The sequence below is a fragment of the Bradyrhizobium sp. AZCC 1577 genome (assembly GCF_036924575.1).
Taxonomy (GTDB): Bacteria; Pseudomonadota; Alphaproteobacteria; order Rhizobiales; family Xanthobacteraceae; genus Bradyrhizobium.
The window spans coordinates 2,620,344-2,645,195 of the sequence record NZ_JAZHRQ010000001.1; the positions used below are offsets into that span (position 1 = coordinate 2,620,344).

Genomic DNA, 24,852 nt, shown 5'->3' on the forward strand with positions numbered 1-24,852 from the left:
GCCGACAATGTGGTCGCCCCGGAACAATTTCTTGCAGTGGAGCGGCTGGTAGGAACGCAGCCGGAATATGTCCGCCACGAGGTCGCGCCGTGTAATTATCTGGGTCTACTCATGGGAAAGCGGACGCTCGACGAGTATTGGCCGAGGATTGCGCGTTGGATGAAGGAGGTTGATTGAGTGAGCCTGGCCACTTCCGCTAATGGGCACAAACTTGACCTGCCGTCCCGTCCAACGCATGTCCGCTGATGAATAAGGGCTACACGGCTCGGCACGGACGTCGTTTCTGGTTCAGTTCATGACCCGTCTGAGAAATCGGTAAGCCGCTACTTTGTTTTCTACGCTGCCCATCTCACCCGCCCGTAAGAGCCCGGCGCGTCTTCTATAATCGTGAGCTTGCCACCGCCAGGTTCACGCGCAGGAACGCGGTCCGAATCGAGTTGCGTTACCCATTCGTCCCAGACCGGCCACCACGACCCTTGATGAGACGTCGCGCCGGCGAACCATTCGTCGGGACTGAGCGGCAAATTGTCGTTCGCCCAGTGTCCATATTTGCTGCCCGGTGGGCTGATCACGCCAGCCATATGGCCCGCATCGGTTAGAACGAATTTGATCGGCCCGGAGTACAAGCGTGTCGCGGCATAGGTCGATTTCCACGGCGCAATGTGGTCTTCGCGCGTAGCCAGAATGAAGGTCGGAGTCCTGATTTTCGATAGATCGATCGGCGCATCCGCCAACGTGATGCCGCCGGGTTTTGCCAGGAGATTTTGCTGATACATCTTACGCAAATAAAACGAATGCATCGCCGCTGGCATGCGCGTCGAATCGGAATTCCAGAACAAAAGATCAACGGGAATTTGCTCCTTGCCGAGCAGGTAATTGCTGACGACGAAGGACCAGATCAGGTCATTGGCGCGCAACATATTGAACGCCGCCGCCATATCCTGCGCTTCCAGATAGCCGCGCTCGCGCATTCGTCTTTCGAGAGACGCCAGCTGCCCTTCGTCGATGAAGACGGCCATATCCCCGACTTCGGTAAAATCGACAAGCGTCGCGAAGTAGGTGGCGCTTGCAATCCGGTCGTCGCCCTTCGCGGCCGAATATGCCGCCGTCGAGGCGAGCAGGGTTCCGCCGAGGCAATAGCCAATTGCGTTGACGTTATGCTCACCGGTCGCGGACTCGATCGCGTCCAATGCCGCCAAAGGTCCCTCGAGCATGTAATTTTCAAAGCCCTTTTCAGCGAGCTTCTCATCGGGATTCACCCAGGAGATGGCGAACACCGTATGTCCCTGATCGACGGCCCATTTGATGAAGGAGTTCTTTGGCTGTAGATCGAGAACATAGAACTTGTTGATCCATGGCGGGATGATCAGCAGTGGCCGCCTCCGGACTTCTCTTGTCGACTGCGTATACTGGATCAATTGCATGAGCTCGTTCTGGTAGACGATTTTTCCTGGGGTCGTTGCGATGTCTTCGCCGAGGCGGAAAGCATTCATGTCGGTCATTGTAATCGCAAGCCGGCCATTGCCGCGCTCCAGATCGGCAAGAAGGTTCTGCAAACCACGCAGTAGGTTCTGTCCGCCGGATTCCAGGGTTGCGCTGAGGACCTCCGGATTGGTGGTGACGAAATTGGAAGGCGACAAGGCATCAACGAACTGGCGCGTGTAGAAATCGACCCTGCGAGCAGAGGCCTCGTCCATGCCTTTGACTTCGCGGATAGCAGAAAGAATCGACTTGGCAGCAACGAGATAACTGTCCTTCACAAAGTCGAAGATAGCATTCTCGCTCCAGTCCGGATGCCTGAACCGTTTGTCTTTCGGGGCATCGGCTTCGCGTGCACGCAGCATAAGCATGCGTTCCGCCATTTTCTGCCAGATACCTAGAGAGTTGTAGAATAGGTCGATCTGGGCGCGGGCGACAGCCACCGGGTCGGTCATCATCCTGGTCATGAGCTCGAAAAAATCGAACCTGAGCGTTGACGTGCCGCCCATCTCGAAATTGATCGCGCCCGGCTGATGAGACGCGAAGCGCTGCATCAGTAGCTGGTTTTGTTCCGCGATATTCCGCAGTTGCGCCGCAAGGGCAATCGGATCCCAGGTGGGCTGCATCCGTTTGTCGGCCAAAGCTCTCTCCTGCTGTTGACAGGCCTGACCAAAGCCGTTTGGGTAACTTCCAAGAAAACTAACATCTCGCCGGATGCGGTTGGATACACGCACGGTCGGCAGATAGGGTTGATTAGTTATGTAAAACCGGTCTTCCGTGTACGCAGCTCCTGTTCGAGAAAGCCCCCGGCGCGCTTATGGCCCTAGTCTTCCACCTGCATCCGCATGAGTTGGTGGCGTATCAATAGAATGCGACGGCGATACGTTTTTCTTTACGCCAGACGACTGAACAGCGGCGCGGGCCACCGTCCGGAATGACAGTCAGCGCGAATTCGTCGGGAATCTTTTCATCTCCAGCGATATCAAGGGCGGCACCGTATGCGGAGATGCTGCGAATCAAGCAATCTGCTTTCGAACGGCCGAAGCTGATTGAGCCGGACTTTGGGATGCGTGTCGAATGGGAACTTTTCTGCTCCATAGTTTTTCTCCGAGTAAAGAGTTCACCCCGCCGAGCGCAAATCGATTGTCGTCGGGCACCTCCTGCCCTCAAAACAAGCTCGTCAAAATCTCGGAAGCCGATCCGATCTCAGAGCCTTGAATTAAATAAATGCCATTAAAATACCACATTAAAGTTGCGAATTAAACTGAAATATAAAAATTAAATTAAAATTAAATGAGCGGTCGGGGGTCTGAGCCGAAGTTCTGCAAAGGCTTGCCTTTCCTGCAATTTTAGCGCCGATTGCATTCGATCCTCCTCAAAAATGGCTGCACCATTGGCATTTGATCCAAGCGACCTTTAAATCGCTCATACAGCCGTCGGTTATTTATTTCGATCCCGCGGGGCCGCGTCGCACTTGTTAGTCTCGGCGGCCGCCGACGGGGACCGGACCGACGGGGTCGATGCCGATTGCTGACACCGCGCTACTCTATGCGCTTGCGCCAGATCGTGAACGACAGCGCCCCAACAGTTGGTGCCTTATTATTCTCGGCAGTCGCGCAAAGCTAAACGCTACAATCCTGAAACCAACACCATCTGGTGGGGAACGGCGAATCCTGCACCGCCTTTACGACTGGTCCGGTGCGGACTGGCAGAAAAGCGGACCGCGGCCCGGCAGCAACATCACAGGATTTATTGATTTCGGGATGCCACGCTGCCCGCAGGGACTGGCCAATTCGGCGCCATTCAAGCAGTGGCGCGGCGGACCTGCAGCAGTCTCTGCAGCAGGAGCGCGACTGGGCCAAGGCGCTGGAGACCGAACTGGTGAACCAGCGGCGGGACGTCGACATGCTATTAGGGGACGTCGAGAAGCTGCTATCGGCGCACAAGATCAACGAGGCGGAGCGGCTTAAGCAGGCGGTGGACAGCGCGACGGCGGACCTGCGTCAGTCTCTGCGGCAGGAGCGCGACAGGGCCGAGGCGTTGGCAACCGAACTGGCGAACGCGCGGCGCATCATGGAACGGAAACCTGCCGCTGTGGAAGAGAAGCCCGGTGTCTCCTTGACCGCCCGGACAAACAGCAACGCCTTCCTGAAGCCCGATCAGACCGCTTTGCAGCCGGACGCCGCCACGGGGATCAGCAAATCGGCAATGAAACCGGTTGAACCAGCTCGCGTTGAGCACGAACCGCGCGGGCGCTACGGATGCCATCGGACATTGGCGCTATCGCGCTTGCCGACAACAAACGACTGGCTCACCTGTTGGCTGTTCAGACCATCTATAGCGATGCCTTCACGACGGCCACAGCATACGCGCCGACCCGCTATTTTGCGAAACGACCCCCAATCAAAGTACCTCGGCGAAACTGTGGGTAATGCGTCCGCTTTGAGGTAGCCACCCGCTTGACGCTAGCGCAGCGCATCGGGGCCGAGGGGAACTGGTCTAAATCGGTTAGGGGCGCTATCCTTACTGGATGTCGAGGCGGGTTGGCATGTAAGAAGAACATCGCAGGATAGTCGAGCGACAACGGCAGCGTATGGCATCAAGCATTTCGAGCGATCGCAAGCGATCTTTGAGGATCAGCTAGCTCGGCTTATCGAAGATCGGAACCGGCCGCCAAGGTAACGAACGTCCCAGATTCGTGCATCACCAGCCAACCGCGCTCGATCGCGAGATTGATGCCGGCTCCGATATTCCGCCATGCCTTGTAACAGAAACGGCCCGTTGACCTTCTCAATGTGGATCGACCGCCTTTGGCTATCGCGAGGAGCAGGCGCGCGGCCTTTTCCGGATCGGCAAATGGGCGAGGGGAGGCGTACATCATCGAGTACCCATTCTTGCCGGCTCGAATTTTGGCCGGACTTCCGCGCCACGATGGCCGCACACTTGGCAGGTAAATCGCGGCTCGATATCGGACAAACGCAGGCCAGTAAGCCGCGTCCAGTTCGATCGCGCGACCGCGGACGCAATGCACAAGGAGGATTTTCGTGGCGCCGCTTTCACGCATTTCGCCTGTTCGCGCCTCATCGCACCCGCAATTCTGTTGAGAAAGTCACATTAGCCGCGGAACTGTTCTCATCGAATACGGTTCAGGTGTTCTCGGCAAATACAGTTCAACAATCTATCGGGATTTGCCGGATTCCGTGCGTTGGCTCTTTGAATTGCTTGTTCCTTGATCCGATAAGATTCATGATCGTGGCAGCGCATCATGAAGAGCGAATGGGAATCTCAGTGGGAATCCATGACGATCGATGAGCTGTTTGAGCTCCGCGAAATGATGCAGGATGTCCTTAGCGAGAGACTGAAGGCCAAGAAGGCCGAGATCGAGCATAGATTGCAAATGCTCGATCAGCCGTCGAGCGATGTCGGGCCGACGAAGTCTCGCAGTCGCTAGTCCGCTTACTTAGACGTGCAGCTCATTGCCGACGGGCTGCCCGATGATCGCAGGATGGACCGGCTCTTGGCTGCGCTGTGCAGCCTCCGCTGATCGCACCATCTCTCTCAGTTTCTGGATTTCCGCCATTCGGTTGTGAAGATCGATCGAGATCTGCAGAAGGCGCTGCGTGCGGACTTCAAGCGACTGTTCCATGTTGGCCCTCAAAAGCCTTACAACACTTGGATCGACCAGGCTAATCCTCTCCGGTCGTGACAGTCTGTACGAAAAAGCACATAGGGCTGAAAAATGCTTGGACGCGTTTCGTCAGCTTCGGTGGGCCGCAAGGAGGAGATGGCTGGGATATGGCCGGGCACACGTTCCGAACTGCCCTGCAACTGTCGAAGCGCAAGCTGGCGCATTGTGAGGGCTAGGCGAGCCCCACTGCACATTGCCTAGTTCACTGGCACAACCTATCTCAAGGATCGAGCGCCAACCTTGGCGGGCCGGCGCTTGCAGCCCGGTCGACGCCGGATGAAAGCGCGGCTGAAGTGCAGGGCCATCGCCACGATCCAGCGAGTCGCTAAACGGCCCAAGGGCTTGGGCGGGATCTCGCCCGAGACACACCATCCGGGTTGGCATGTGTCTCGCCAAGATGGGGCGCGGGCTCTTTAGGCCATGAGGACTGAGGCCGCCCGCTTACTCACGCTAGGCGGGCTTCTTTTTTCCTTCGATCGACGGACCGCAGCGCTACCTGCGCTTGCCTGACCAATTCGCGCAACAACTCCAATTCGGCGCGCTGCGTCAGAAGGATGGAGTAGGCGTCAATTCGTTGCTGAATATCAATGCGCGGCTGAAGAGAAGGCATTTAGAAAATCCCTCACTAACTAATACTAATACTTCATTGTGAAGAGGGGAGACGGCAGCTTCAACAGGATTCGTCGAGTTTGAGAGCCACATCCGGAGTCTTACGGGCGCTTCAATTTGTGGGCAGAGCCTTTGCGAAGAGGCCGCTAACTCAGGCAGCCTCTTTCATTCGCGGCGCAGGCAGGTGGTTCAGCCGGCCCGCCCTTTGTCAGCGGCCGTACAGACGATCGGTCCGATTGAGGTCTAGTCTGCACATCCCCGGCATGTCCCCAAGCCGGGGGTTTCTCCAAGGTGCGGCGGCCCCGGTGCGTTGCGTATTGCCGGGGCCGCTACAGCGACCCGAGCACCTGCCAGACAATCGCGAAAATCAGGATAGCTATCATCGCGTAAGCAGTCCTGCGGCCGATCCGGTCATTCGATGACCGGATACTCGAGCGCCACGCCTTCCGGGTCGTTTTCCTCGGACCAAGTTTCCGCAGTGTCTGCATTTGCGGACACCTTGAGGTGATCCGGGTCTGGCGCCGACTCAGTACCGATCCTCGCAAACTGTGAAACTATCGTGGCCTCGGCCGATATCGGGCCGCCGCGACGCAGGTTCTGCATCTGCCGGCGCAATCACCAACAAAAAGACCGCCCGAAGGCGGTCTCTCTTTGGCACCATGTAATTGGTAATCACCCACTTCGCAAAGCTCTGACTAACCATGCAATCGTATTGATCGCGGTGTTCTGGATTTGGCACTTTCAGTCACCCGGACTTGCTGTTTTAGCTTATCTAACTCCGCCGCCACTTGCACTCGAAGAGGTCACAAGCTCTGCATCTGCCGGCGCGTCGCGCGCTTGGTGGAGCAGTGCAATGGTTGTTTTCTGCGCGGCATTTGGAGATGATGGCTGGCGTTGAGGGAACCGCCCATGCCCGCCTATCTCGTCCGCGTGATCGATACTCGTGACCTTGTAGGATTCTATTTCGCTGACGAGGCCGACGATTTGGTCACCATTATCGATGAGTGCACCGAGGTCGCCGATTGCGAATATGCTGAGCTGCCAGATGGTGGGATTACTTGGGAAAGTCCGGCGATCTCGGTGCCGATCGAGATCGACAAAGACGACCCGAACGATATCGAGGACACGCCTGAGGTGCCTTGGTCAGGCGCGTCGCTTTCTGAAAGCTGGTGGAGTGTGCTTTACGGCTACACCGATGATCAATGGACGGCGTTCTTCCCAGACCGCCCGCGTGAACCTAGGCCACCGTCGCCACGAAGAGCGCTGGGTCCGGGAAGAGTTGTGAAGTTTAGGAGGCGGGGCGCTTAGACTTTAGGCCCAGTTCTACCAGCCGGCGGATGGCTTCTGGGCGGCTCGGCAGATCGCCTTCCTTGCGGCGCCAATCGTCAAGCGCTTCCGATGCTGTGGAAGTCATCCCTTTACTAATCGAGGTCCGGCTTTTTCGTCTTGGAAATCGGCTCCGATGAAGGGAGATGCTGTGATCTCCATGAGGTCAGCTCTCCAGGAAGCAGAATTGGGTCGGTTTCGACCTCGTTCTTTATGCTGAATGCTAGCGCAATGGATGCCACCAGCACCAACAGGCCTCCTGCAATCATTAGCCAGGCGAGCAATTCCAACCATGGCATTGCGGTCCCCCGCATTCATGTCCGGCGGTGCCATAGATTGTTACAGGCACTCACTCTGCAATGACCGACAGAATTGCTTCGAGATAGTCGCGATGAACGGTGGTTGGTGACTTGTTTCCGTCGAGCAGGACGCGGGCGCAATTTACGTAGACGCTGCTCTGCCCGACGATAGTGCCCGCCTTGTCAGCAAGGCGCGGACAGCGTGATGCGCCGAGTGCGCTTAGTTGAACACGATCGCCAATCGAAAAATCTGACGTCATGGTGCCAATCCAGACTGCATGGGATCAGGCAATAGTGCTTGATCTGTGAGGCTGCTTTCCAGAATCGCTCAGTCGTTCAGTTCAAAGCAATGCCAACTGATATGTCTAAATATTTAGTTAAAGCCGGGTGCTTGCCGCATGGCGGGGAGTTTCAAAAAGATACGCCGGCGGGCTCGAAATAAACTGTCCCGGCTTCTCAGACTGGGCTCTGAAATTCCAGTCGTTGGATTAGGTGCAATGCCTATGCCACAGGCGTATGACATGGCCCCGGCGGTTCACGCTGGCGGGCCTGGTCTTTGTCAGCGGCCGTACAGACCGCGCCCCCGGTGGCGGCTATTCTGTAAGTCCCCCGACTGCATGCCCCCAAAGCCCCTAGCCGGGGTATCTCCAGGTGCGGCGGCCCCGGCGCGTTGCGTATTGCCGGGGCCGCTTCATTCCACGAGCCGCATGGTCCGGCGCCGTTTCATGCGATCCAGAGCGTGGACAACTTCGTCCCCGATCGAGAACGGCTATTAGCCGGTGCACCGTTGCCGTGGCGTCGCGCGATGTATTCCCCGAGGATGCGCCTGGCATCCTCCATAGCCCGCAGTACGATATCTTGATCCGTGGTGTTCATGGTACGCGCCCAACTAAGCGCGATTCAATCACATCTCCCTGGCCATAGTTTCCTAAAGCGATCCTAGGATTTGCCAGACGATCGCCAGCACCAAGATCACAAGCATGGCGTAAGCGGTTCTGCGACAAATGCGGTTCACTTCAGTAGACCCGGCGATGCCGCCGATAATCCGCGGGCTCTTGCGCGCCCCCGAAATATGGATTGATGACGCACTGTGCCGAGCGGCCCGATGCCGACGCGTTGCATTTAGGCAGCGACGTGTCGCGGCATTTGCTGAAGCTCAAGATCAAGACGATCTTCAGCGACTATGCCGTGGATGAGCGGGGATATCAGACTGCCAACAAGGGCCTCTTCGTCCAATGGCAGGACGGTCAGAAGGTTGTGGTCTGGCCTGACGAACTCGCGTCTGCCAAGCTCCGGTTCCCGACCCCAGCATGGAGCCACCGATAGCCGCAAAAGCGTGTTCGCGAAGGAGAACCATGGGCAGCTTTTCAAGAGTGAATTGTGCTACCCGGTGGGCGAGGCGCGCTGGCCATTTTGATCGGCACGATCGGCAGCTATTGGCACAAACCGGCGGTGAGAAGGCGGGCAGAGCATGTCCGCTCTGCCCGGGTACTTCAGACATCCACTTGTTCCGCTAAATCAGGGCTTCATCGACCTCAATGCCGAGATATCGGACCGTGCTTTCGATCTTGGCATGCCCAAGCAGAAGCTGGACGGCCCTGAGATTGCCAGTCCGCTGGTAGATTAGGATAGCTTTCGTTCGCCGTAGTGAATGCGTTCCGAACAGCCTTGGGACCTTGGCGACATCTGTTACCGTTGAACCTCGGACGCTCCGGGAAAGGTAGCAAACTTCCGAAGGCAACGTGAGTTGCCGTCAGTGGTCACACTTACTGGAGTTGGAGGATGGTCGATGAAGCTCTTCGAAAGGCGGTCGACACGGCTTGGACCGTTTATCTGGCGACGCATCGCGACGTTGACGTTGCGGACGGTCGACGATGCCTACTGGAGCGCCATTTGCAAGGGAGATTGGAGGCCCAAAGCGAGACTGAAGAACTCACGTGTTCCGGACTCGCCTATCTTGACCGGCTTCCCAAGGACGAATGATGAAGCGGATAGAGTTACTGCTCGGACAGTTAACAGCAGGAAGCGCGAGACCGGATTGGACGTTGCTCGCCCTTTCGTCGCTGCTTTCAGCGACGCTGGTCTTGGCGATGCAATCTATTAGTAGGTGAGCCTTCGCTCGCGAGCTGCCGTGTACGAATTAGGCAACTCACCGGCTCGATCGTGAAGAGCGAGGAATAGGCCGAAGCGGTCAACCAACTCGCGCAATTAGACAGAAGGAAAGTGCGCCAGCGTTTGAGAGCAATTACCGGCAGGCGGTGCAACCGTGTAAGCGAGGATCGCCCCCTGCGGGAAAACCGACCTCCGGGCAGACCGTTTGAATGCATTGGCTAGTTACCTGCGCGGGCGCCCGAGCAGAACACCGACTAAGAACGCTACAGCGACTGCGTGTAGGGGCGCTTCTTGAGCCCAACGCGCTAAGCGGTCGAGAGGCGCACTTGGGTGCCGGCCTGCTTCGATGGCGTCAGCGACGGACTGAGTGGTTTCCTTGACTGCCTGAGTAGCTGCCTGAACGGCCTCCTTGGCCTGGTCGCGCTTGTTTGGACCATCAATACCTTCCCCGATCATCCGAGTTCTCCACAGCAACGCGGAAGATCGACGCCTGGAACGGACAATCGTTCCCAGACGCCTTGAGGCGAATGAACCTGCTAAATATAGCGCATCAGTAATCCGAATTTCCTGGCGCCCCATTTCTGGGAACGCGTAAGAATGGGTTGCGTTTGAATCTCGCTTGAGTCTCATGGAGGTGACAGGCCCATGAAACAGCGCAGTCGGATCAAACACATTCGCCCTCTGGAAGAACGTCTCGCCGAGGACGCTAAGCAACTTCGAGAGGAAGCTAAAAAGCTACCGCCCGGGCACCATTGGCCGGGGTCAATTCGTTAGTGTCCTGGTTCCTGAAAAGCAGTGTCCGTATTCGGACAGCACCAAGTCAAGGGCGCTGACCTGCTTCCGACGGAGTGCGCCAGTCGCCTCCGTCGGCCTGGTTCCGGTTTTCCCGCGGCTGTCATGGTTCTGTGATAGAAGGAACTTGCGCTGGGGTTGTGCATCGATGCCCATCTATCGCCTGCTGCAAAATTCTCCGTTGGGCCCGGAGGAAATAGCGGTTTTGACTGACGCTTATGAGCGCACCTTGCGCAAGTTCAGCTTGGTTGATCGCGGTGATCCCATCGCAGAATTGATCGCCAGAAAAGTTATTGAACTTGGTGAGCGCGGCCTTCGCGATCCGAAACAATTATCATCACTCGCCATTATAGAGCTCGGCGTCGAATAGGCGGGGGCATCCGTGCTGTTGGCAGGAGTTATGTGTTTTGTCGGACTTGTGGAGGCGATCGGGATTGCCATCCCGATAAGCTATTTCAACGCTCGCGCGTGAACAGTCGCCATCAGAAAATTGAGGCCACCTCAGTCAGGAGTCCTTCGTCGGAGAATACTGCTTGCCTCCACCGTGTAGGAACTTCTGATGTCAAACGAGAGATCGGACGCTCTTCGCGGCGGGACCGGCGAGTGATTGAAAACAACGGCGTTTGGGCGGGATTACCTGCCTCGGACACACGAAGCGCAGATATGATGGCGCTCAGCGCGGCGCCGAACGCGACGGCCGGGGAATCTATGGCTCTACCGCGCCTAGATCCACGCAAACGGAAAGCCCTCCGACTGTTCGGACGACGCAAATGCTCATCCTTGATAAACTCCAATGCGGGGTGTCAATTCACAACGAGCGGTGGCCTATTCCCACGGTCGCGCGGGTGGCTCTGGCGTGGTTTGGGCGATTCACGCTAACCCATCATTCAACCACCTCACTGCACAAAAGGAATGAAATGGTTGCAGGCACCCGTGAACTGCCGGCCTCTGGTTCGCGCTTGAAGTGGACTGCCGACTCAAAGCCGAATTTGCTAGCAAAGACGGGGCCAGGGCAGGTGGAGAAGAACTAAAGAAGCGTTTTCCCATGCTTCAGATCAGGATCTATGACGCGCAGACGAATGTGTGCGAGGAAATTTAGTCTAAGCGGATTCTGCTTGTGCGCATCCGCTAGCCGCGGACCGGGCTCTCGGGAACCGGGCCGCTGACGCGTATCGGCCGTCCGGCTTCGATCCCTTGCGCGATACGGTGTCGCTCGCCGGAGGCTCTCGCGTTAGGGGCGGCCGTCATTGCATGCCGGCGCCGCTATTACTGCCCCGGCGTGGACTTTGGCAAAGCGCATAATCCGCTTGCCAATGCTCGCTTAGCCGCCAAACCTCACTTCGTATCTTTGGAGATTGATGGAAGTTGAACTCCCCGGAGGCGACGAAGATGAGAACAACTGAATCGCAGAATGCTGCCAGGCATCTGAAGTCTTGGGCTCCGACCTTGTTCGTCGCCGTTCTTCTGTTCGGTTTTGCCTTCATCGCACTGGAAGTGACCGAAGGAGAGCCTATCGCGTTTGACCGTTGGTTGATGGTCGCCTTTCGTCATGCGTCCGACTTCTCGCGGCCAATCGGGCCGCCATGGTTGCTTGACGTTGTGCGAGACATCACCGCACTGGGCAGCACCGCGGTACTTGCACTGCTGGTCACGGTTGTGACCACGTTCCTTTTTGCCATAGGCAAACGTCGCGCCGGTTTGTTCGCCCTGACGACGGTCCTGAGCGGCGCCATTCTCAATACCCTTCTCAAGCTTGCCTTTGCGCGAGCGCGCCCCGATCTGGTCGCTCAACTCACTGAGGTCTCTACGCTGAGCTTTCCGAGCGGGCACGCAGCGATTTCGGCTGTCTGCTACCTGACGCTCGGCTTGATGCTTGCTCAAACGCAAGCTTCCCGCTCTGTTCGCATCCATCTTATAATGACCGCCGCGATCCTTACCCTGCTGGTCGGAGTCAGCCGCATATATCTCGGAGTTCATTATCCGAGCGATGTGTTGGCGGGCTGGTGCTTCGGCACTTCGTGGGCCCTAATTTGCCAGATGCTCATGTCGTATTTTCAGCGCACCGGAAGGATCGAGCAGCCGAGCGACTAGTTCGCGTTGCGCCGCCCAGGCGGCGACTTTGCTCGCCTGCGCCGACGAAGTGATCGAATGAATACGTCGGACTTCCGCTATTGGCGGATAGTGTTGAAACCAGCGCCTCCGAAGGCAATCGACAGAATGACGTCGCCCAGGCCGTCTTGGTGGGCAGCTGTTCTTCAAAGGGATCAGAGAGGATTTGGCGCGGTACCAAGGCGATTGGGCGCACGAGTGGACTAGCTCTAATCTAGCGGCCGTGGGCGCGAATGCTCAGGCAAGCAGCATTTCACTGGTGGCGTCCGGTCCTCCGGAACAGTGTAAGAGCCAGCTGGCTGCCTCCCGAGGATCAGACCCTGGATAGGACCGCGATTGCACGATTGAGTTGAGGATCACTACGATCCATGGAGTCCGGGTCAGCTTGGACTTCGATCGTGGGTGCGACGCCAACGCCTTCCAGCCGCTCCCCGTCGACATGCACGTCCTGGACCGCGAGCAACAGCAAGCCGCCGCCAATGAAGAATGCTGTCGCAGCGAGGACAGCTCCCTCGGTACGGGTACCGATGACCTCGCCAAGCCGGTATTTTTTGAAGCCGTAGGCAAGGATCTCCTTGCCGCTGCGGGTGCCACCGTTGATAAGCATGGCGACTGGCTTGCGCCACTTCACGTTCCGGAGTTCGCTGGCGCCATTGCGATCAGTGACTCGCATCATCGGCGCTCGGGTGTTGAACAAATCGAGATACTCGGGAATCGCGCCGCCCCAGCCATCGCGTAGGTCCCAGATCAGCGCGTCGGCTTCGTTCAGCGGACCTTGCGATAGAAGATGCTCGAGTGTCCGCTGATATACGGAGCCAGCGTAGCACCAGACATGAACATAGCCGATGCTTCGGCCGTTGGCTCGTATTATGCGGGCGCTGGCCCTCAAGCCGTCCAAGAACATTTTGTTGGGTTCGATATCGACTGGGGTAGCCGATATTTGCATAAGCGCGCCGGCACGACGCAGGCTCAGCACTACTTCCTTGCCAATTTTTTCGCGGAACGACTGTACCGGCTGAAACGGTGCACCGTCTGCGAAGACGATCACATCGCCAGCGAGCAGGCCGGCTTGTTGGGCCGGCGTGCGCTCTATAACACCGGTAATCACGCTATGGCCCTGCATGTCGAGACGCGAGAGGATGCCAATGCCGGGATAGGAGATACGGCCACCCGGAAAAGCGCGTTCCAGTCCGCGTCGCCTTAGCGCACCGGCAAAAATATCGGAAAGCTGGTAGTACTCTGGTTCGTACCGTGTGTAGTAGCGGGTGTGCGAAGCATGCAGCTCGGAGAGCATGCTATTAGTGACGCTGGCCAGCGCCTCTTCGGAACTCGCCCGGATGGCGTCTGGCAAGTAACGTTCCCGAACAGCCGACCAATCGAGCCCGCGTAGGTGCGGATCGTAGAATCGGTCTCGGACGGTCCGCCATACCTCCTCGAACGTGGCGATGCGTCCGGACACGGGCTGGGATGTGGCCGAATCCGCTGGTTCTAGCTGTTCGGCCCACACTGGAGCCAGGGCTGATGCCGCAGCCATTGATGTTAGCCGCAAAAAGTGGCGGCGCGACGGTGCTGAGTTGATTGCCTCCTTCATCGTGCAGCCTTTGGAGCTCGTCGCTTCACATCAGGTTGGAACGTGATGATGAACAAGCTCTCTTCCAACTTTCATGGTGTTTGCCTAGTCAGGATATATAGCCTGCCGTTTCGAGGCTCCATCCGATCGTTCGGATAGTCAAATAGCATAAAAGGATCGCCAGAAAGATTGGAAGAGGTGCAAGCGTTTGTCACCGGACCGACCACGCGCGTCGCGTGACGAATTCGTCCGAGAGCCGCGTCCCACAGGTCGCGTGGTAGCAATGTCGTGCACGGCAGATATCGTCGGATACGCTCCTCGATCAGTGCCAAGTCGCCGAGACGGACATTTTATTGTGCGCCCTTTCGATTGCAAATCGATGTCCGCATCCCAGACCTTGCGCAAGGTTCGGGAAACCGCTCGGGTCATTCCCCGCAGGTATCGGACCGTTTCCAGCTCAAGGAAGCCGCCCTCGGCGAGGGCGCGCTGAACCGCAAGATCGAGATGTTCTGACGAGATTGATGTCGTGAAGCCACCTGGCAGCCTCGCGGCGAGCTGTGGTATTGTCAGGATCTGAAGGCCGCATTCGTTCGAACGCGCTGCAGCTGCGCGGCGCATCTGAAACGCGAGAGCTCCCCCAACGACGGCAGTTCGCGCCCGAAACGTGAAGTCCGCCACGGCATCTCCTAGTTCTGTCAGTTCCACCAACAAGCAATGCGTTTGCTACTTTCCCTGCTATTAGCAACGCCGATCTCGATCCGGTCCACGACCAGTACATGATGCAGGATTCAGATCAACGTGCCGACCGAAATTCAACTCATGCGCAGCAGCGAAAGGTCGAGCGCAGGCAGTCTCATCGGGTCGAACGGTGCTAGATCGATGGTTTTTGCTGCACCGTCAGCGATCAATTCGGCAATCGCTTCCCGGTCGCTGGTGAGTTAAGTATACCCCAGACATTGTGCCCGGTAGCGACATAGAGCCCCTCGCTGCGTGGGACTTTGCCTATCAGCGGCAAGCCGTCATGTGTGACCGGTCGGAAACAGGCCTGCCGCGCAAGGATCCTTTCTGGGCGGAAGACCGGCGACAATCGTTCGGCGATGGCCTGCAGGCGACCGATGGCCTCTGAATCCGGCTTTACCGCGGCGGGGTCGATCGGCAGCGGGACCACGTCGGATAGAGCCGTAATATGGGTGCTGCCGTCTGCGCGCGGAAACACCTCGACGCTTACCATGTCTCCGGTCTCGTCGTGATAGTCGAGAAATAGTGCGTGTGGGGGAAAGTCTGCGCCAGTGTCGTAGACAAGACTCGGACTACGCTGCCCGAAAACGGCCGGCAAGCTCATCCATTCCGCCGCCAGCAATGACCACGGTCCCATGGCGACAACGACGGCGTCTGCCTCAATAATGTCACCATCAACTTCGACGCCCCGCACAGTCGTGGCGTGGGTATGCCTCACCACGCCAGTAGCGCGCCCGCGGCGCAGTTCGGCGCCGCGCGCCTGGGCGGCGCGCATCATAGCGGAGGTGAACATGCGGGGATGAACAATTGCCGTCGTCTCAGGGGTGCTTAACCGCGACGCAATGACAACGCCGTTGGAGAGCCAATCGAGCTCCGAAGGTTTCTGGCGGCGCGGGTCGCGCTCGGAAGCTACGAAGCCGCTGTAAGCGGTCATAGGACGATAGCCCCAATCGTCGGCGATCTCCTTCGGCAATGCAGCGTGCAGCTGGAAACTGCGTCGGGCCAGTGCGTCTAGCGGCGTGCCAGCGCACCAGTCGAGTGCCAGAAATCCGCCGGCCTTTCCAGATGCTGCGGCGGCAACCTCAGTGCTCTCAACCACGATCACCTGGGCGCCGCGTCGGCTAAGGAAGTAGGCTGTGCAGGCGCCCACTACGCCGCCGCCGCAAATCACAACCCGCATGGTCTCTCCGCTTGCAAGCTATCAAAACGCCGAGGAGGTCCGGGATGCTAACGCGTCGGCCGTCCCTTTGTCTCCTTGAGCTTATGACGTACCTTTAGATACAGACGGCTTGCGCACGTGGGCGCTGATGAAAGGGCCGACACAACCCGAGCCTCTGGCGTGCAGGTCCAACGGTTTGGAACCAAGATTCAACGAAAGGAGTGGCTGTATCTTGAGACTAATCACGCCGGCTGACCGATGCCATCACGTAGACTGGCTGGATGCTTACCGCGCTGCCCTTATTCCGATTCAAATTCCGAAATCCAGTTGCGGCTCCGTGTCGTTCTCGCCTTGCAGGGAAGACAGCGACACTCCCAGGAGGCGCACCGCTTTTGGAAGGGGCATGGCGTCTTCCAGCAGGCCGATCGCCAGGCGCGCGAGATCGTCGCGGTTCGCGACGACAGCAGAGACGGATCGGCTGCGCGTGATGATCTCGAAGTCGGCGAACTTCACTTTAAGTGTCACTGTTCGCCCCCGGGTGCCCGTCGCCTCGCAATGTCGCCAGACCTTTTCTATCAGCGGCTGAAGCTCGGCGAGCATTGCGTCGAATTCCGTGAGATCGGTGAAGAATGTGTTCTCGGCGCCGACCGATTTGCGGATACGATTGGCCCGTACAGGACGGTCATCGACGCCGCGCGAAATCCAGTAGTAATAGCTACCGGACTTGCCGAAATTCTCCTGCAGGAAGGCCAGGGACTGGTTGCGAATGTCGAGGCCAGTCCAAATCCCGAAGGCGTTGAATTTGGCGGCGGTTGCCGGTCCGATGCCGTGAAACTTCCCGACCGGAAGCTGCTCGACAAAGGCCGGTCCCATCTCCGGCGAGATGACATACTGCCCGTTGGGTTTGCGATGATCGGAAGCGAGCTTCGCCAGGAACTTGTTGTAGGAGATGCCGGCCGACGCATTCAGGCCGGTCTCAGCCTTGATCTTCTCCCGGATCCGCAGCGCGATGTCTCTGGCCAGCAGGATGCCTTGCAGGTTTTCCGTGACGTCGAGGTAGGCCTCGTCGAGCGATAGCGGCTCAATAATCGGCGTGTGCTCGGCGAAGATCTCGCGAATCTGTCGGCTGACCGCCTTGTAAACTTCGAAGCGTGGCTTGACGAAGATCAGATCCGGACACTGGCGTTTTGCGGTGACCGACGGCATGGCCGAGCGAACGCCGTACTGGCGGGCTTCATAGCTCGCGGCGGCGACGACGCCGCGCTCGGCCGAACCTCCCACTGCCACCGGCTTGCCGCGCAGGTCCGGATTATCGCGTTGCTCCACCGACGCGTAGAAGGCATCCATGTCGATATGGATGATCTTGCGGTGAGGCGCGGTCGAAACGCTGTGTTCCGGATCGGGAGGGACCATGGGCGGATTGTACAGGGGACCGCAAGCCAAGTCGCGGCCAAGTCAGCCTCAATCCGCCGAGGGGCATTCAGGGCACGTGTCGCCAATCGAGTCCAGCACCTCGGCGATCGCGACGGCAGCCACTTGCGATGACACGCCGGCCGGCGGATCCGTCTGAGCGATCTGGAATGCGCGGTCGCGGGCATGTGGATCGCCGCGGTCCTGCATCCACCCGTGCTCCTCGCATTCGCGAATGGCGCCGGCCTCGCTGAGCATCGAAATCGCCCAGCCGCGGAGCGTCCGGATCGCTGGTTGCCCCTCCTTCTTCGTCATCAGCATTCGAAATCGCTCCTGCGGGGCCGAATCCTCGCACCCCGCCGTCCGTTCCGGGCTGCTAACACAGGTCAGGGATTCCGAATTGCATGGCTAATTGCTTTTCCACGTGTTCCGTTCGCCTATGCAAAATGTCAGGCGGCCAGCGCGGGATCTTCCTTTTCGCCCGTCGCAACGATCTTCAGCGCCCCGTCCGGCAACGGCCGCTGGAGCGCCTTGGCCTCGTCCCAGGGGGCGCGCAGCCAGACGTCGTACTCTTCGGTCGTGGTCAGGATCACCGGCATCGCCTTCGGATGGACGCGTTCCACCTCGGCATTCGGCTTGCAGGTCAGGAAGGCATAGACGTCGATCGTGACTTCTCCTTCCTTGGTCTTCCGAACGCTGGTCCAGTTCGTCCAGAGGCCGGCGAATGCCAACAGTGGGCGGCTTTCGTCCGGAGCGAACCATACCGGCACCTTCTTGCCATCGATCGTGTCGTACTCGCTGAACGACGTGAAGGGGACCAGGCAACGGTGCTCGGTCCCGAGCCACTGCTTCCAATGCGCGCTGCCCACATTTCGGATGTTGGTGGTGCCACCGTCCGGCTCCATCCGAAGCAATTCCTTGAAATCGACTGGCTTACCCTTGGCCTCGAGCCTCTCGGCTCGCTTCTTGGTTGCATCCAGGAGCGCCTGCTGGGAGGACGGCATGCCCCATCGAGCCATGACGATCTCACGATCGTCGGGCGCGTTGCGAACGATCGGCGCTGGGTAGTCCGGAAAGATGCCGGGCATTGAAGGCAGGTTGCCAACGCGACTGTTGAGTGCGCTGAACAGGCGACGGATCGCGTCAACGTTCTTGGTCATCGAATAGAGATTGCACACGGTCAGTCCTCCGGAGGCACGTTGCGCGGTCGCTGAGTTAGTTGCAGCAGCGTCGCCGCGGGGCGCCGGCCCGCCTTAGCGCATTTCTGACAGCGCAGCCTGCCGGCAAGATCATGAACGAAGGTTGTCCGTGGATGGGGCAGGGCAGCGAGATCGATCTGGCTCGGCGCCTTGCAGCGCGAGCACTCGATCTGAAGCCAAGGATAGCCGCCGTTTATCGCCTGGTCGACGGTCGGAGACGGATCGATCGGTTCTCCGTCCGCCCACATCCGCTCGTTCCAGCTTTCAGCCAGGAGCCGATCGGCCTGGCGGATCAGTGCGTCCCCCTTGGCGCGCAGCTCGTCCGACTGCGCGGCCAAAATGCCGGTCATCGCCCGCGCCTCGCCGAGCTCTCTCTTCAAGGCCTTACGGTCTCCGCCAGACAGAGGCGTCGGGTGATGTTTGGTGGCCATCCGGAACGACGCCGAGCTATGATCAGATTGGTTCGAAGGCCGGCCAGCAGCCGTCTTCCTCATGGCGGCCAGTCCGGTTCTGGCAGGTGTTGTCTAGCAGTCGTTGCCCGACCTCCCTCCAGCTGGCTTGCTGCCCATACAGGCGGATGGCGTCGGCCTTCTGTATCTCGACAATGCGCTGGCACCTGCGACAGGACACCCGCAGGAGATGCTGCGGGATTTCGGAGAGGCGTTCTGCGTTCGGTTGTCGCAACAGTCTGTCGCCAACACAGGCATCATTCAGCACGGCCTGCCAGTATTCGTCCGGCATCTCGTCCTGCGGACCGAGAGGGGGCGTCACTACCGTCTTTTTGCCGATCGAAGCGGCCAGCTTTTCCATTTGTTTCGGGGTAGGCATCCGCCAACTCGCGGGTCGATCGCTCATGGCATGATTAGAACATATCAAGAACAAATGTCGAGTCCCACCATCGACGGATGGGAGGATTTTCTGGTTGCGATGGGCCGTAAAATTGAGAGTCGCAAAACAGGGCGGAGTGTCGGAACCAGCCACTTTCGATCGTCTTGAATCCGAGCCGCTCGAAAACGGAGTTCTGCGTACATGGCCCCCCGCGCCAACTGGAAAGGCTTTCTGCGTCTGTCCCTGGTTACGTGCCCGGTCGCGCTGTATCCTGCCACCTCCGAGTCCGAGAAAATCTCGTTCAACCAACTCAATCGGCAGACCGGCCACCGCATCAAATACCTCAAGGTCGACGCGGACACCGGTGACGAGGTGCCGAACGAGGACATCGTCAAGGGCTACCAGCTTGAGAAAGACCAGTTCATCGAGGTGACCAAGGAAGAGCTCGAAGAGATCGCGCTGGAGTCCACGCGCACCATCGAGATTGACGAGTTCGTCGAGAAGTCCGAGATCGATCCACGTTACTTGATCCGTCCCTATTACCTGCGTCCGGACGGGAAGGTCGGCCACGATGCCTTCGCGGTCATCCGCGAGACCATCCGCGAAATGAACAAGGTCGCCATCGGCCGCGTGGTGTTGACCAATCGCGAGCACATCATCGCGCTTGAGCCGCTGGACAAAGGGTTGGTCGGGACGCTCCTGCGGTATCCCTATGAAGTGCGCTCCGAACATGAGTATTTCGACGAGATCCAGGACGTCAAAGTTACGAAGGACATGTTGGATCTGGCCAGGCATATCGTGAACCAAAAGTCGGGGCGGTTTGAGCCGGAGAAATTTGAGGATCAGTACGAAACCGCCCTGATCGATCTCATCAACCAGAAGCGTGCCGGCAAGCCGATCACGCCAAAGGAGCGGCCGCGCGGCGAAAACGTGGTCGATCTGATGGAGGCGTTGCGACGAAGCGTCGGCGGGGCTACGGCCGAAACGAAGGCCACGAAGAAGCCGGTGAAAAAGCCGCGCAAGGCGGCAGCCGGACAGAAGGAAATGTTGATGCCAATCGCCGGCAAAAAGAAGGAGACGGCGGCGAAGAAGCCGGCAGCGAGGCCGCAGCGCAAGTCCGCCTGATTGTGATACCGTGTGATCGGCGAAAACAAGGGCGTGAGCGTTCTCGACTACCAACACCGGTAAGAGGGGGAAGCCGGCCTCCAATGTTCGCGCTCACATTCCTGGGGACGTCGGCAAGCGTTCCGTCGGCTGATCGGAATCATCCTGGTCTCCTCGTCGAAGCCGGAAGTCACCGCATTCTGGTGGATTGCGGAGAGGGGACGCAGCGCCAGCTGCTGCGCAGCCGCGCGGGCTTTCGAAGGCTCGATCGGCTCTTGCTGACCCACGGTCATTTCGACCACGTGCTTGGCATTCCCGGCCTCTTTTCGACCCTGCGGCTGCGACAAAGCGCTGACGTCATGACGATACACGCAAGCCCGGCCACGCTCGAAGTCGTCGTCGGGATGCTCGCCGGCCTCTGGGGCGAGGGAAGGGCACCCATTCCGCTGGAGCTTGTTCCGCTGACGGCAGATCAGGTCATTGATGGAGGCGAGTTCACAATTGCCTGCTTTCCGGTCCGCCACCGTGATACCGACAGCTTCGGCTTCTCATTTGAAAGTCGGGCTCGCCGTCACCTTCGACCGGACCGCCTCGCCGCCCTCGGTGTGCCGGACGGTCCGGTGCGCAAGGAGCTGGCGGAAGGAAGACCGGCGTCACTCGCGGACGGTAGGACAATTGATCCCGAAGGCGTCCTTGGGCCGCCAGAGCGGCGCAGAAAGCTCGTCATCGTGGGCGATGCCGAAACCACTGAGGGATTGGCCGAACTGGTTCGCGGCGCGGATGTGCTGGTGATCGAGGCCACGTTTCTGGACCGCGACGCGGCAATTGCGCGCGACTACGGACATCTCACCGCGGGCGAAGCGGCCGCGCTTGCGGCTATGTGCGACGTGAAGCAGCTCGTCCTGACTCACATTTCCGGCCGTTATACTGATGAGGACCTATTGGCGGAGGCAAAGCAGACGTTTCCCAATAGCCGGATTGCCATGGATTTCGATCATATCGTGATCTAACCGGCCGCTGCGGAGTACATGCATGGCGAAGAAGCTGAAGACCTACGAGACATCATTAGGCTTTTTCGACCTGGCGATAGCGGCGCCTTCGATGAAGGCCGCTTTGGAAGCCTGGGGCGCGGAAAGCAATCTTTTTCACCAGGGCGTGGCGAAGCAAAGTGAGGATCCCGACGTTATCGCAGCGACCGTGGCGGCGCCGGGCGTCGTTCTGAAACGCCCCGTCGGGTCCAGCGTGCCCTTCACGGAGCACGCCGAACTGCCTGCCGATCTCGCCGGCGACCGCGGCTCAAAGACGTCGGGCCGCAAAATGCAGGGCCGCAGGGCACAGAAGCCCTCGAGGCGAGGCAACGACCAGGCGGCCGACCGGAAGGCCGCACTCGCTTTCGAGAAGGAGCACAGTCGCCGCGAGCGCGAACGCGCGAAGGAAGAAGCCGCCCGGGAGAAGGAGCGCGAGCGACGGCAGCACGCGATAGACAAGGCACAAGGCGCCTTGGACGCAGCCCGTCGGAAGCACGAAGAGAAATCGGCGGGCATTCGAGCCGAGCTAGGGGCTCTCGAGGACGAATCGCAGGCCGAAGAGGCGCGTTGGGAGAAGGAGAGGACGCGACTGGAAGCTGCGTTGCGACGGGCGCGAGGGTAAGCAGCCACTACCTGGAAGCAACCGGTGAGTGGATAACCATGACACCGCGGCCCGTCACTTGCTCGAGACGATTGATACTCTGGTAAAGCACGCGTGAGCGCTGCAGCCTATTGCTCTCCAACAGAGCGATCAGCGCATCCAGCGCTTTCGGGCGGAGCAAAGCTGTCCCTGGCCCCTAAAGGAACCGGTCGTTCCTCATTGCGTTTTCCGCCCGGAGCGTTGATCCATGGTCAATGCGCTCGTCATTCACCGCAATACCCAACTGGCAAAAGCCCAGAAGGCGCTTCGCGCGGCGCAATATGTTCGAATGTCCACCGATCTTCAGCGCTATTCCACCCAGAACCAGGCGGCCGCCATCGCGGCATACGCGCAGCAACGAAACCTTACTATCGTTCGGACTTATGTCGACGAAGGGCGCAGCGGAGTGCGGATCAACCGGCGGCCGGCCCTCGCCGAACTTATCAAGGATGTTCAATCAGGAAACGCGGACTTTGAGCACGTTCTGGTTTACGACGTCAGCCGATGGGGGCGCTTCCAGGATGTCGATGAGAGCGCGCATTATGAGTTTGTCTGCAAGCAAAGCGGCGTCAAGGTCGCCTATTGCGCTGAACAATTCGAAAACGACGGAAGTCTTCTGTCGAGCATTTTAAAGAACATCAAGCGCGTCATGGCGGCTGAGTTCAGTCGGGAGCTTGGCGTCAAGGTGCACGCCGGCCACTGCCGAATAGCAAGCCTCGGCTATCGCGTGGGGGGCTCGCTTACGTTCGGACTTGGCAGGGAGATGGTCGATGAGGAGCAACGCTCGAAAGGTCGGCTGGCGAAGGGCGAGTACAAGGCCCTGAAAACGGACCGCGTGCGGCTTCGGCTCGGTTCTGACGAAGAGATCGCGGTCGTCAGATGGATATTCCAGCAGTTCGTCGTGGAGCGAAAGACTGACGTTGAAATCGCACGGCAGCTTAATAGAGCGAATATCCCCAATCACCATGGGCGTCCTTGGTCCTACCTCATGGTCCACTACATTCTCAAGAACGAGAACTATATCGGAAACATCGTTTACAACCGCACGTCCCGGCGCCTTGGACAGAAGCAGGTGAACAACCCTGATCACCTGTGGATTCGGACCTCATCGGTGGTCGCTCCAGTGGTTGATCAAGACCTCTTCGCGCGCGCCCAAAAAATCATGGCCGAGCGGTATATCTCAATCCCGGAAGACCAGATGCTGCGCAGGCTCCGTCTCACGCTCGGTCGCAAAGGAAAGCTTAGCTCCAGTATCATCAAAAACGCGCCGGGACTTCCCTCTCCTGCATGTTACGTCAAGCATTTCGGCTCGATAAGAAACGCCTACAAGCTCATCGGCTATGAAGGTTCGCGCGACTGTAGGTGGTTTGACGTGCGCGATCACTGGACCGAGGTTCTGTCAAACCTCACAACACAGGTTGCGAAGGCGTTAAGGACCGATCTCGGGATTCGCTTGAATCCAACCGGCGATGGTACAGGGCTGGCACGGAACGGAAGCAGAAAGATCATCTCATTTCAGGTGGTCCGGAGAATGGCGAAGAGAACGCCAAACCACGTTGCACTATGGAGAGCCCACCTGAGGAAGGAGCGATCCGAGCTGTGCGTTTACTTGCGACTGAACGACTCCAACGAGGTGGTTCAAGACTATGTATTGCTGGCCTCAGCAGACACTACGACGCCTTACCTGACGCTATCAGATGGCCTTTTAGCTCGCCACCAGGCCGTTCGCGTCGACACTGAGAACGAAGTTATCCGGAACATCAAAGCGAGATTCACTTCGTCCAGCCATGCCGCGCCAGCCAAGCCAACGCGACCGAACAAGCGAAGGAAATCAAGCCGGCCCAAAACCAGGAACGTCCACGCGCGGCGCTGACCGAGCGCAGATAGAGAATTGCGCCCAATACCTTGCCGTAGTTTCTCCTGAAATCACCATTGAGCTTCGAAATCTCGACGAGCTCGGAACATTGGTCGGACATTACATTCCCCTGGAGACATCCCAGGTGCCCCATAGAACACTGATTTGCCTGACCAGTCAATCTAAATTTCTGATTTTCCGAAGTGGCCCCGCAGCCGTTCGGTTTCGATGCTGACGGCCTCGAACAACCTGGCGCAAGCGGCCGAGAATCTGCCATCAGTAAGGCCGCTCGGGAACTGGCCGAAAATCCAGTCCACGCGATTTGCGATTGCCACCGGTACCCAACGTCATGATCAAGCGCCGAACATTGGTATTGATGCTACTTCTGCTGTCAGGCGTCGCGCGGGCCGACGATATTGCTGGTCAAGCCAGCGTCATTGATGGCGACACGCTTGAAATTCATGGAAGCCGCATTCGGCTCTGGGGTATCGATGCGCCGGAGAGCAGCCAGCTATGCCGCGGCGAGGATAGTTCGCAGTATCGTTGTGGCGGGAAGGCAGCCGCCGAACTAGACGCATTCATTGCCCGGCGTCCGGTTAATTGCTCGCACGTCAACCTTGACCCATATGGCCGGGTGGTTGCGACCTGTTCGGTCGGCGGCACCGATCTCGGCGAATGGCTTGTGCGCAAGGGCCTGGCGCTGGATTGGCCCCAATACTCGAAACACCAATATGATGGCGCTCAGCGCGACGCCGAGCACGCCGGCCGCGGACTCTGGAAAGGCAGCTACGTTGAGCCGTGGCTCTATCGTGCCTGCATCCGCGCAAACGGAAAGCCCTCCGACTGTTCGGACGACGCGAATGCCCATCCTTGATGAACTTCAATGCGAGGCGTCAATCCACAGCGA

At 58.6% G+C, this 24,852-nt stretch carries 25 protein-coding genes and 1 pseudogene; 11 read left to right on the forward strand and 15 right to left on the reverse strand.

What is annotated here, in order from left to right:
• Positions 1–335 precede the first annotated feature (335 nt).
• Positions 336–2,120: a PHA/PHB synthase family protein gene (locus V1278_RS12250; protein ID WP_334380878.1), complete on the reverse strand. Its 1,785-nt coding sequence runs from the start codon at positions 2,118–2,120 to the stop codon at positions 336–338.
• 220 nt (positions 2,121–2,340) lie between these two features.
• On the reverse strand, positions 2,341–2,577 hold the full coding sequence (locus tag V1278_RS12255) for a PilZ domain-containing protein (RefSeq protein WP_334380879.1): 237 nt from the start codon (positions 2,575–2,577) through the stop codon (positions 2,341–2,343).
• Positions 2,578–3,177: 600 nt separating this feature from the next.
• On the opposite strand from V1278_RS12255, the gene V1278_RS12260 reads away from it, so the two are divergent.
• Entirely contained in the window at positions 3,178–3,930 is a 753-nt protein-coding gene (locus V1278_RS12260) for a hypothetical protein (protein WP_334380880.1), read from the forward strand.
• Between the two features lie 199 nt (positions 3,931–4,129).
• Here the strand turns inward: V1278_RS12260 and V1278_RS12265 are convergent, their stop codons facing one another.
• Positions 4,130–4,543 (reverse strand): hypothetical protein, encoded by a 414-nt coding sequence (locus V1278_RS12265; protein WP_334380881.1) that lies wholly within the window; start codon positions 4,541–4,543, stop codon positions 4,130–4,132.
• 201 nt (positions 4,544–4,744) lie between these two features.
• Here V1278_RS12265 and V1278_RS12270 point away from each other — a divergent pair, with 201 nt between their 5' ends.
• Positions 4,745–4,930: a hypothetical protein gene (locus tag V1278_RS12270; protein ID WP_334380882.1), complete on the forward strand. Its 186-nt coding sequence runs from the start codon at positions 4,745–4,747 to the stop codon at positions 4,928–4,930.
• Positions 4,931–4,939: 9 nt separating this feature from the next.
• On the opposite strand, the gene V1278_RS12275 is transcribed toward V1278_RS12270, so the two are convergent.
• Together V1278_RS12275 and V1278_RS12280 are read right to left on the reverse strand one after the other, a co-directional pair.
• Positions 4,940–5,125, reverse strand: a complete 186-nt coding sequence (locus tag V1278_RS12275; RefSeq protein ID WP_334380883.1) for a hypothetical protein — start codon at positions 5,123–5,125, stop codon at positions 4,940–4,942.
• A gap of 487 nt (positions 5,126–5,612) precedes the next feature.
• A complete protein-coding gene (locus V1278_RS12280) occupies positions 5,613–5,777 on the reverse strand; it encodes a hypothetical protein (RefSeq protein WP_334380884.1) in 165 nt (54 codons plus the stop codon).
• A 908-nt stretch (positions 5,778–6,685) separates the two neighbouring features.
• Between V1278_RS12280 and V1278_RS12285 the strand changes: the two genes are divergently transcribed.
• On the forward strand, positions 6,686–7,084 hold the full coding sequence (locus V1278_RS12285; protein ID WP_334380886.1) for a hypothetical protein: 399 nt from the start codon (positions 6,686–6,688) through the stop codon (positions 7,082–7,084).
• A 367-nt stretch (positions 7,085–7,451) separates the two neighbouring features.
• Here the strand turns inward: V1278_RS12285 and V1278_RS12290 are convergent, their stop codons facing one another.
• Positions 7,452–7,661: a hypothetical protein gene (locus V1278_RS12290; RefSeq protein ID WP_334380887.1), complete on the reverse strand. Its 210-nt coding sequence runs from the start codon at positions 7,659–7,661 to the stop codon at positions 7,452–7,454.
• A 756-nt stretch (positions 7,662–8,417) separates the two neighbouring features.
• Positions 8,418–8,531, reverse strand: coding sequence for a DUF3551 domain-containing protein (locus V1278_RS36915; RefSeq protein WP_334476345.1), 114 nt, complete (start codon positions 8,529–8,531; stop codon positions 8,418–8,420).
• On the opposite strand from V1278_RS36915, the gene V1278_RS12295 reads away from it, so the two are divergent.
• Positions 8,482–8,727 (forward strand): hypothetical protein, encoded by a 246-nt coding sequence (locus V1278_RS12295; RefSeq protein ID WP_334380888.1) that lies wholly within the window; start codon positions 8,482–8,484, stop codon positions 8,725–8,727. The two genes, V1278_RS36915 and V1278_RS12295, sit on opposite strands and share 50 nt — an antisense overlap.
• Before the next feature lie 167 nt (positions 8,728–8,894).
• On the opposite strand, the pseudogene V1278_RS12300 reads toward V1278_RS12295, so the two are convergent.
• Positions 8,895–9,067: pseudogene (locus tag V1278_RS12300) on the reverse strand (tyrosine-type recombinase/integrase); the annotation flags it as partial.
• 1,386 nt (positions 9,068–10,453) lie between these two features.
• Between V1278_RS12300 and V1278_RS12305 the strand changes: the two are divergent.
• Positions 10,454–10,675: a hypothetical protein gene (locus V1278_RS12305; RefSeq protein WP_334380889.1), complete on the forward strand. Its 222-nt coding sequence runs from the start codon at positions 10,454–10,456 to the stop codon at positions 10,673–10,675.
• A gap of 1,019 nt (positions 10,676–11,694) precedes the next feature.
• A complete protein-coding gene (locus V1278_RS12310) occupies positions 11,695–12,396 on the forward strand; it encodes a phosphatase PAP2 family protein (RefSeq protein ID WP_334380890.1) in 702 nt (233 codons plus the stop codon).
• A 331-nt stretch (positions 12,397–12,727) separates the two neighbouring features.
• Here the strand turns inward: V1278_RS12310 and V1278_RS12315 are convergent, their stop codons facing one another.
• From V1278_RS12315 to V1278_RS12345, 7 genes are all read right to left on the reverse strand, one after another.
• Positions 12,728–14,005: a S41 family peptidase gene (locus V1278_RS12315; protein WP_334380891.1), complete on the reverse strand. Its 1,278-nt coding sequence runs from the start codon at positions 14,003–14,005 to the stop codon at positions 12,728–12,730.
• A gap of 883 nt (positions 14,006–14,888) precedes the next feature.
• Complete coding sequence (locus tag V1278_RS12320; RefSeq protein WP_334380892.1) at positions 14,889–15,902, reverse strand: NAD(P)/FAD-dependent oxidoreductase; 1,014 nt, start codon at positions 15,900–15,902, stop codon at positions 14,889–14,891.
• Between the two features lie 288 nt (positions 15,903–16,190).
• Complete coding sequence (dinB, locus tag V1278_RS12325) at positions 16,191–17,294, reverse strand: DNA polymerase IV (RefSeq protein ID WP_334380893.1); 1,104 nt, start codon at positions 17,292–17,294, stop codon at positions 16,191–16,193.
• 48 nt (positions 17,295–17,342) lie between these two features.
• Complete coding sequence (locus tag V1278_RS12330; RefSeq protein WP_334380895.1) at positions 17,343–17,612, reverse strand: hypothetical protein; 270 nt, start codon at positions 17,610–17,612, stop codon at positions 17,343–17,345.
• A 128-nt stretch (positions 17,613–17,740) separates the two neighbouring features.
• The gene (locus V1278_RS12335; protein ID WP_334380896.1) at positions 17,741–18,469 is read right to left on the reverse strand and encodes an SOS response-associated peptidase; all 729 of its coding nucleotides are present in this window, start codon (positions 18,467–18,469) and stop codon (positions 17,741–17,743) included.
• Between the two features lie 2 nt (positions 18,470–18,471).
• Positions 18,472–18,921, reverse strand: coding sequence for a hypothetical protein (locus V1278_RS12340; protein WP_334380897.1), 450 nt, complete (start codon positions 18,919–18,921; stop codon positions 18,472–18,474).
• Positions 18,922–18,943: 22 nt separating this feature from the next.
• Positions 18,944–19,345: a hypothetical protein gene (locus V1278_RS12345; protein WP_334380898.1), complete on the reverse strand. Its 402-nt coding sequence runs from the start codon at positions 19,343–19,345 to the stop codon at positions 18,944–18,946.
• A 174-nt stretch (positions 19,346–19,519) separates the two neighbouring features.
• Here V1278_RS12345 and ku point away from each other — a divergent pair, with 174 nt between their 5' ends.
• From ku to V1278_RS12370, 5 genes are all read left to right on the forward strand, one after another.
• Positions 19,520–20,443, forward strand: coding sequence for a non-homologous end joining protein Ku (gene ku, locus V1278_RS12350; RefSeq protein WP_334380899.1), 924 nt, complete (start codon positions 19,520–19,522; stop codon positions 20,441–20,443).
• Between the two features lie 83 nt (positions 20,444–20,526).
• Entirely contained in the window at positions 20,527–21,432 is a 906-nt protein-coding gene (locus tag V1278_RS12355) for a ribonuclease Z (RefSeq protein ID WP_334380900.1), read from the forward strand.
• A 22-nt stretch (positions 21,433–21,454) separates the two neighbouring features.
• Positions 21,455–22,072, forward strand: a complete 618-nt coding sequence (locus V1278_RS12360) for a cell envelope biogenesis protein TolA (RefSeq protein WP_334380901.1) — start codon at positions 21,455–21,457, stop codon at positions 22,070–22,072.
• A gap of 226 nt (positions 22,073–22,298) precedes the next feature.
• Positions 22,299–23,963, forward strand: a complete 1,665-nt coding sequence (locus V1278_RS12365) for a recombinase family protein (protein ID WP_334380902.1) — start codon at positions 22,299–22,301, stop codon at positions 23,961–23,963.
• A gap of 331 nt (positions 23,964–24,294) precedes the next feature.
• Positions 24,295–24,819 (forward strand): thermonuclease family protein, encoded by a 525-nt coding sequence (locus tag V1278_RS12370; RefSeq protein WP_334380903.1) that lies wholly within the window; start codon positions 24,295–24,297, stop codon positions 24,817–24,819.
• The last annotated feature ends 33 nt before the right edge of the window (positions 24,820–24,852 follow it).